Here is a 7,412-nt window from a genome sequence, read left to right as displayed (position 1 = left end):
TCACCAGCGTCTGATCCCAGCGGCCGAGCTCCACCAGCGCCGACTTCATCGACGCAAACCCCTCGGCCAGTTGCTTGAGCAGCGCCGCCTGCTGACCAGGCTGGTTCTGATGCGTATCGAAACCGTTCAGCGTCAAACGGATCACCGCGACGCCCTGCCCGCTCTTCGGCTGCCCCTGCGGCGTGTCCCCGGCCGCAAGCACCTGCATCGCGGTCTTGATCGAACCGCCGAATGCGCCACCGGGAAACACCGTCTTCAATTGCACCTGACCTTGTGTGGGACGCAGACGATCGGCGGCTTTCACGATGTCGTTCTCGACGTCGAGAATGTGCGCCAATTCCGGATTACGCTCGTGCAGCGACACCGGTGTGACTAGGCGCGAAGCCTTGACGAACTGCGCCGGATTGACCAGCGCGATCGCGCGCGCGCCGTTGGCGAGCGGTCCCATTTCGGCGCTGCCGATCACCACGCCGTCGGCGGCAAAACCAGCGGGCACCGGAGCCTGCGCGAATGCACGTGTGAGCCAGCCCTCGCGCAAGTATTGATCCGAACGCGACGCGGTGTCCCAGATCTCGATCGAGCGGAAATGCGACAGGTTCGGTTGCGCGTAGCTGACGCCCTGCACGATCGCCAGTTGCTGGCTGTGCCAAAGCGGCATCAGCGGCTGCAACGACGGATGCAGCGCGGTGCGCTCGTCGAGCTGAATCGCCTGCTCGCGTTTGATACCGATGTTTTTACGTAGCTGATAGTAAGTGGGATCAGCAAACGGAATCACGGTATTCAAACCGTCGTTACCGCCCTTCAACTCGACGAGGATCAGCAGGTTGCCGTAACCGCGATTCATTGCGCCGCCGGGAGCGGCCGCCTGCGCACCGAACGCGCGTGGCAACCAGAGCGCCGCACCGGCGGCTGCGCCCATCGAGAGAAAGCTGCGTCGTTTCATCCTGCACCTCGTTCGATTGTCATGGCGCCTGTCTTGCCGCTGTCGACGGACCGTTCATTTGCGCTGCCGATCTGAGTTAAACGGTTGAGCTGCTCGATTCCGTCGCCCGTCGCAGCCGCTCACCTCAACTGATCACCCAGTTGCTCACTTCAACTGATAAGCCGGGTCCATCAGCAACGCCTCCAGATAAGCACTGGCGGTCGAATCGGTCTCGATCGCGTCAACCGGCGTGAGCGGCAAGACGGCATGCTGCAGCTGAAGCTCCATCGACAGCCCCGGCTTCGCCGTCGGCGCGGTGTTGTGATGCGCAAGCCACGTGTCGATGTCAAAGCGTACGCCACCCTGGCCGGCCGGGCCGACTCGCGCCATCGCGCGCGGCATCGGCGGATTCGCCTGCATATTGCCTGGTGCGCCGCTCGCCGCAATCATTGCACTCATCGGATTGTTCGTACGCCGCGGACCGGCGGTTTCAGTCGCGCGAAACAGTTGCTCGACGAATTGCTTGCGCGCAAGCAGCGTCGAACTATTGATCCATATTGTGCCGCCCGGCCATCCCTTGACGTTCGGCGGGTAGAACAGGTTCTCGCCGAGCGTGCGGATCTGCGCGGCAAACGGTGCCGTGTTGTCGTAGCCGATATCGAACGCACGCAGTGTCCCGACCACGAACTCCGCCGGCGATTTCACAAGGACACCGCGATCGTCGTCGTCCCAGAACGCGTCGCTCATGAAGAGGCCGCGCAGCGCGACCTTGATATCGTAGTGACTCGCGCGGAACTGCGCGGCGATCGGTGCGATGCGGGCGGGGTCCGGTGTGTCGGAGACAAACTCGCGCCACAGCTTGGTCGTGACGAAGGTCGCGGTTTCCGGTCGAGCAAGCAGGATGTCGAGCACCTGATCGCCGTCGAACGGACCGGTTTGACCGAGCACGGTCTTGTCGCCGTCGTCATGCTGGTTGGCGCGCCACACGTACGTCTGCGTGTCGGGATCGAGGCTCCATCCTGTGTAGGCACGCGCGGCTTCCGATACGTCGCGCTGCATGTAGTGTCCTTCGCCGAGCGTGAATAGCTCCATCACTTCACGCGCGAAGTTTTCATTGGGCTTGCCCTTACGATTGCTCGCGCCGTCCAGGTATTGCAGCATCGCCGGATCTTTCGCGACGTCGTGCAACAGCTCGCCGAAGTTGCCGAGCGCGTCACGGCGCAACAGCATGTTCTGCTGCGCCATTTGCTGCGGATACTGGACTTTGTCCTGCCCTGACGTGAAGTGGTTATGCCAGAAGAGCGTCATGCGCTCGGTCAGCGGCGACGGCGTGCTCAACATCTCGCGCACCCACCATGCACGTAATATTTCGTAACGCTGACCTCGCAATCGCTGCTCGTCGCGACGTTGATCATCCGTCCACGTCTTGCGGATTTCGCGTGTCGGGATCGGCTCGAGCACCCAGTCCGGCAGCGGTGTGACGGCTTCGGTTCGGGCTGTCGCCAGCACCTTGTCGACGGCCTGCTCGCGCGTAAGTCCAACGTATTGCGCGACCTCGCCACTATCGGGAGCAAAGCCGACACGCGTCAGGAAGAAGCGCGCGTCGTCGGCGTCGAGGATGTCCTGGTCGGCTACGGAAACGACAGACGCGGCAGCCGGCGCGCGATGCTTGTTGTGGGGAGCATGAGAGGCGCCTTGCTGCACCGCCGATGCCGGCGCGCACCACGTTACTGCCGCGAGCGCAGCGGCAGTGGCTGCAAGCCATCGCCCACGATTACCGCCTGTCAGCATTTTCATCATCGACCATCCGGTTGCGGGGCGTCACGAAAAGGCATTCGCGCATGCAAAACGCGCTGTGCTCTGGCGGCTCAACGGCAGATTGAACGGGAAAGTTGACGGGGGAAGTGCAACGAAATCTTTCACGCGCGGAGAAAGCGCGACCGGCGTACCCAGAGCGGGCACGGAATTGGCTAGCGTTTGTAGAGTTCGCGGACAGCGTCTTCGATGTGCTGCCGTAACAGACGCCGTTCGTCGGGCGTCATATGGCCATCACGACGACGCTGATCAAGATCGGGGGGAACTGCGGTGCGCAACATCGCGTCTGACGCAGGGCGGTCGAAGTTGTGATCGTTGGTGGGGTTGCGGTGATTCGCCCTGGAATTAACCGACTTGGGCACGCGTTCGCTCACAGCTCTGTCGGCCGAAGGCTGGGCGTGGGCGAGAGTTGGTCCCAGTGTGCCTGCAAGCGTCCCGGCTACCGCCAGTGCAATGACGCTTAGGCGCACATTCGGCCAAACCCCTCCCTTCATGTTGTTCCCTTCGTGGCGCAGCAACCGGCTACCTCAAATGCGTATACAAACCCCGGTAGCGAGCCGGGTGCGAGAGTTTTAGTCGAGTGAAGTATCCACCGAACAGCCGCATTCAGTAAAGAAGTCTACCTGCCCATGCTTTACGTCGTGCCACAGTGCGGGTAAATTTTGTAACTGACTGTAACCCGATAAATGATGCAACCGCGCGTCTCTTTCTAATCGCGCTAAGATGCCGACCATGGAAACCAAAAACCCTTCGAAAATCCTCGTCGTCGACGACGATCCGCGCCTGCGCGATCTGCTGCGCCGCTACCTCGGTGAACAGGGCTTCAATGTCTACGTTGCCGAGAACGCGCCGTCCATGAACAAGCTCTGGGTGCGTGAGCGCTTCGACTTGCTGGTGCTCGATCTGATGCTGCCCGGCGAGGACGGCTTGTCGATCTGCCGCCGCTTGCGCGGCAGCAACGACCGCACGCCAATCATCATGCTGACGGCCAAGGGTGAAGACGTCGATCGTATCGTCGGGCTCGAAATGGGCGCCGACGACTATCTGCCCAAGCCGTTCAACCCGCGCGAGCTGGTAGCACGGATTCACGCGGTGCTGCGCCGCCAGTCGCCGTCGGAGTTGCCGGGCGCACCGTCCGAAACCACCGAAGTGTTCGAGTTCGGCGAATTCGCGCTGAATCTCGCCACCCGCACGCTCACCAAGGCCGGCCAGGAAATTCCGCTGACCACGGGTGAGTTTTCGGTGCTGAAGGTGTTTGCGCGTCACCCGCGTCAGCCGCTGTCGCGTGAAAAGCTGATGGAACTGGCGCGCGGCCGTGAATATGAAGTCTTCGACCGTAGTCTCGACGTGCAGATTTCGCGTCTGCGCAAGCTGATCGAACCTGATCCGGGCAGCCCGCGTTTCATTCAAACCGTCTGGGGTCTCGGCTACGTGTTCATTCCTGACGGTGCAGCCTGAGTTTGTTCTCACCTCCCGTTTTTGATTTCAGATAAGAAGGGCCCATGCGGATCGACCGGCGCCTCCTGACGCTCGCGTTCGGTGGCCTTTTCTGGCGGACCTTTCTGTTGATCGCGCTGTTGATCGCAGTCAGTCTCGCCGCGTGGTTCCAGAGCTTTCGGGTGATCGAACGCGAGCCGCGCGCACAGCGCGTGGCGTTGCAACTGGTTGCCATCGTCAAGCTCACGCGCACCGCACTCCTCTATTCCGATCCCGACCTGCGGCGCGCACTGCTGCAGGATCTGGAGAGCAATGAAGGGGTGCGCGTGTACCCGCGCGAAACCACCGACAAGTACAAACTCCAGCCCGACGAGTCGCTGAACCGGCTGATCGAACACGACATTCGCGGCCGCCTTGGCGACGACACGGTCATTGCGCAGAGCGTCAACGACATCCCCGGCGTCTGGATCAGCTTCAAGATCGACGACGACGATTACTGGGTGGCGCTCGACCGCGATCAATTGGACAACGCGACGGGCTTGCAGTGGGCCGGCTGGGGCGTGTTCGCGCTGGCGCTGTCACTGTTCGGCGCGGCGTTCATCACCAGTCTCGTGAACCGCCCGTTCGCCCGTCTCGCCATGGCCGCGCGCAAGGTCGGCTCCGGCCAGTCACCGGAGCCGCTGCCCGAGCGCGGCATGGGCGTGGCCGCCGAGACCAATCGCAGTTTCAACCAGATGGTGCAGGACCTCGAACAGCTCGAGGCCGACCGCGCGCTCATGCTTGCGGGTATCTCGCACGATCTGCGCACCCCGCTCGCGCGGCTGCGGCTCGAAACCGAAATGAGCCCATCCGACCAGGCCACCAAAGATGCGATGGTCGACGACATCGAGCAGATGGATATGATCATCGGCCGGTTCCTTGATTACGCTCGTCCGGTGCAGCGGGTGCCGGAACCTGTCGATCTGTCGGTGATCGCAGGCGAATTGGCCGCGCGAATGCAGAGCGAGGACAGCATGCGTCTGATCACGCGCCTCGCGCCATCGGCGGTGATCGAGGCGGATGAAACCGATATGCGTCGAGTGGTCGGTAATCTGCTGGAAAACGCGCGCAAGTACGGCTTGAGCGACGGCGACGGCATACCGCATGTGATTCTGGAAACGCGGGTGTCACACTCACGGGTCGAGTTGTCCGTGGTCGACGAAGGGCCCGGCATTCCTGAGGACCAACTGGCTCTTGTCACACGCCCGTTCTATCGTGTGAATTCAGCGCGCACTCAGGCGAACGGCACGGGCCTTGGCATGGCCATTGTGCAGCGACTGGTAGGCCGTTATCGCGGCGCGCTGCGCCTGCGCAATCGCACGCCAGGCCCGGGCCTCGAGGTGACGATCGAGTTTCCGTTGGCAAAAGGCGCTTGACCGGAAGGGGTATTGCGCTACCCGTGCGACCGTCGGCCGCGTTGAATAATAACTACCCTACGTGTTAGATGGAAACTATTGAACGGATAACTTCATAGAGCCATAGTCAAAAACGTGTAACGTGCTCGTTACGACGAACTGATAGCCTCAACATGCTATTTTCCCATCACACGAGGGAGCACTCGCATGAAAACCGTTGGCGATAAAGTCGAAGCGTTCACCGTCACTGCCGCCAAGCCGGGCTTCAATACCCACGAAGAAAACGGCGTGTCGGCGTTCGAAGAGATCACGGAGCAGTCGTTTCCGGGCAAGTGGAAGATCATCTATTTCTACCCGAAGGATTTCATGTTCGTGTGCCCGACGGAAATCGTCGAGTTCGGCAAGCTGGTCAAGGATTTCGAGGAGCGCGACGCGGTGTTGCTCGGCGGCAGCGTGGACAACGAGTTCGTCAAATTGGCATGGCGCCGTGAGCACAAGGACCTGAGCAAGCTGAACCACTATTCGTTCGGTGACGTGAAGGGCGAGTTGATCGACCAGCTCGGCGTGCGCGACAAGGAAGCCGGCGTGGCACTGCGCGCAACGTTCATCGTCGATCCGGACAATACGATTCAACACGTTTCGGTGAACAACCTGAACGTCGGACGTAATCCGGAAGAAGTGCTGCGTATTCTCGACGCTCTGCAAACGGACGAACCGTGTCCTTGCAACCGCGCGGTCGGCGGCGCAACGCTGTAAGCCGCGCTGTCAGAAGCCCGCTAGGCTTGAAAAAGCAGCGGGCTTTTTTATCGACAACTTGATAGAAGATACCAATGGAATGGATGAGTTCTACGCAATTGCGGGATGTTGGCCGCATTGCGGCGGTGGTGAGCGCTGCTGCGCAGTGTATTGCTGCTGAAGGTAAATAGGGGGTTTTGGCGCGCAGCGCAGTTAAGGTTTTTTCGCTGCGCGCTTGTGGCTTTTGTGAATGTTGTGGTTTTGCTCGTTCTGGCTTCTTGGGCTTTTCTTGATTTGTTTGCCGGCTCGGCGCTTTTTTCTGTGCGCTTACGGTGTTGGCCTTTCCTTGTTTTCTTATTGGTTTATTAGCGTTCGCCCCTGTGCGGGGCAGGCACTTACTTTCTTTGCCGCCGCAAAGAAAGTAAGCAAAGAAAGCGGCTCCAACCGCTAATTCTTAAGCGGGTCCCCTGGCTTGGAGGAGGTAGTGGTGCATCTGGAATCCGTGCCCTCGCACATTCAGCGATAGTGACAAAGAAGTCATCAGCTCCCACTCCGCACTACGTGCGTCGCGGATGGGTATGCGTGGCAAACCAAGGGCTCCGTTCTGGTGCAGTGGGGGCTATCGGCTTCGCCTCGGCGAATGGCGTCTGCACTCATGGGCAAACCCACGCTCCGAGCGATATTCCGGCGTGTTGAAGTCGCGGTGGCGGTGCAATGACGAACCACGGCACCGGGTAAAATACAGGCGCCAAACGCGGCGGATGGTTTTATGAAGTATGCTTCGGCGCGCGCAGCGCCGCCGGAAGTATGACGGCCTTGTCACTCACGCCGAATGTGCGAGGGCACAGATTCCAGATGCGCCACTACCCCCTCCAAGCCAGGGGACCCGCTTAAGAATTAGCGGTTGGAGCCGCTTTCTTTGCTTACTTTCTTTGCGGCGGCAAAGAAAGTAAGTGCCTGCCCCGCACAGGGGCGACGCTAATAATCCAATAAGAAAACAAGGAAAGGCCAACGCCGCAGGCATACAGACCGCAAGCACCGCGCAAAAAACCAGATCAAGGAAAAACCACCGCCGTAGGCAAACAAAGAACAAGCGCCGCAACGGCAAA

Annotated in this window: 6 protein-coding genes and 1 pseudogene; 4 read left to right on the top strand and 3 right to left on the bottom strand. The window is 60.5% G+C overall.

Going from position 1 to position 7,412, the window contains the following annotated elements; all coding sequences use genetic code 11:
* The 3 genes from GNZ13_RS27025 to GNZ13_RS52710 form a co-directional block, all read right to left on the bottom strand.
* Window positions 1-943, bottom strand: a 943-nt coding sequence (locus GNZ13_RS27025) for a DUF1501 domain-containing protein (protein WP_172170282.1), incomplete at its 3' end; no start/stop codon positions are given.
* A 144-nt stretch (window positions 944-1,087) separates the two neighbouring features.
* A complete protein-coding gene (locus GNZ13_RS27020; protein WP_407945666.1) occupies window positions 1,088-2,719 on the bottom strand; it encodes a DUF1800 domain-containing protein in 1,632 nt (543 codons plus the stop codon).
* A gap of 173 nt (window positions 2,720-2,892) precedes the next feature.
* A complete protein-coding gene (locus GNZ13_RS52710; RefSeq protein WP_236002202.1) occupies window positions 2,893-3,231 on the bottom strand; it encodes a hypothetical protein in 339 nt (112 codons plus the stop codon).
* A 229-nt stretch (window positions 3,232-3,460) separates the two neighbouring features.
* Between GNZ13_RS52710 and ompR the strand changes: the two genes are divergently transcribed.
* The 4 genes and pseudogenes from ompR to GNZ13_RS27000 form a co-directional block, all read left to right on the top strand.
* Window positions 3,461-4,195, top strand: a complete 735-nt coding sequence (gene ompR, locus GNZ13_RS27015; protein WP_006048917.1) for an osmolarity response regulator transcription factor OmpR — start codon at window positions 3,461-3,463, stop codon at window positions 4,193-4,195.
* A gap of 44 nt (window positions 4,196-4,239) precedes the next feature.
* Window positions 4,240-5,589 (top strand): ATP-binding protein, encoded by a 1,350-nt coding sequence (locus tag GNZ13_RS27010; protein ID WP_054039512.1) that lies wholly within the window; start codon window positions 4,240-4,242, stop codon window positions 5,587-5,589.
* Window positions 5,590-5,775: 186 nt separating this feature from the next.
* Window positions 5,776-6,324: a peroxiredoxin gene (locus tag GNZ13_RS27005; protein ID WP_172170278.1), complete on the top strand. Its 549-nt coding sequence runs from the start codon at window positions 5,776-5,778 to the stop codon at window positions 6,322-6,324.
* Between the two features lie 83 nt (window positions 6,325-6,407).
* Window positions 6,408-6,494 (top strand): annotated as a pseudogene (locus GNZ13_RS27000) (carboxymuconolactone decarboxylase family protein); the annotation flags it as partial.
* Window positions 6,495-7,412 lie beyond the last annotated feature (918 nt).

Source organism: Paraburkholderia elongata (genome assembly GCF_013177735.1).
In the GTDB taxonomy this organism is placed as follows: Bacteria; Pseudomonadota; Gammaproteobacteria; order Burkholderiales; family Burkholderiaceae; genus Paraburkholderia; species Paraburkholderia elongata.
Note: the sequence above shows the minus strand (reverse complement) of the source record. Positions and strands in the feature narration are given on the sequence as shown.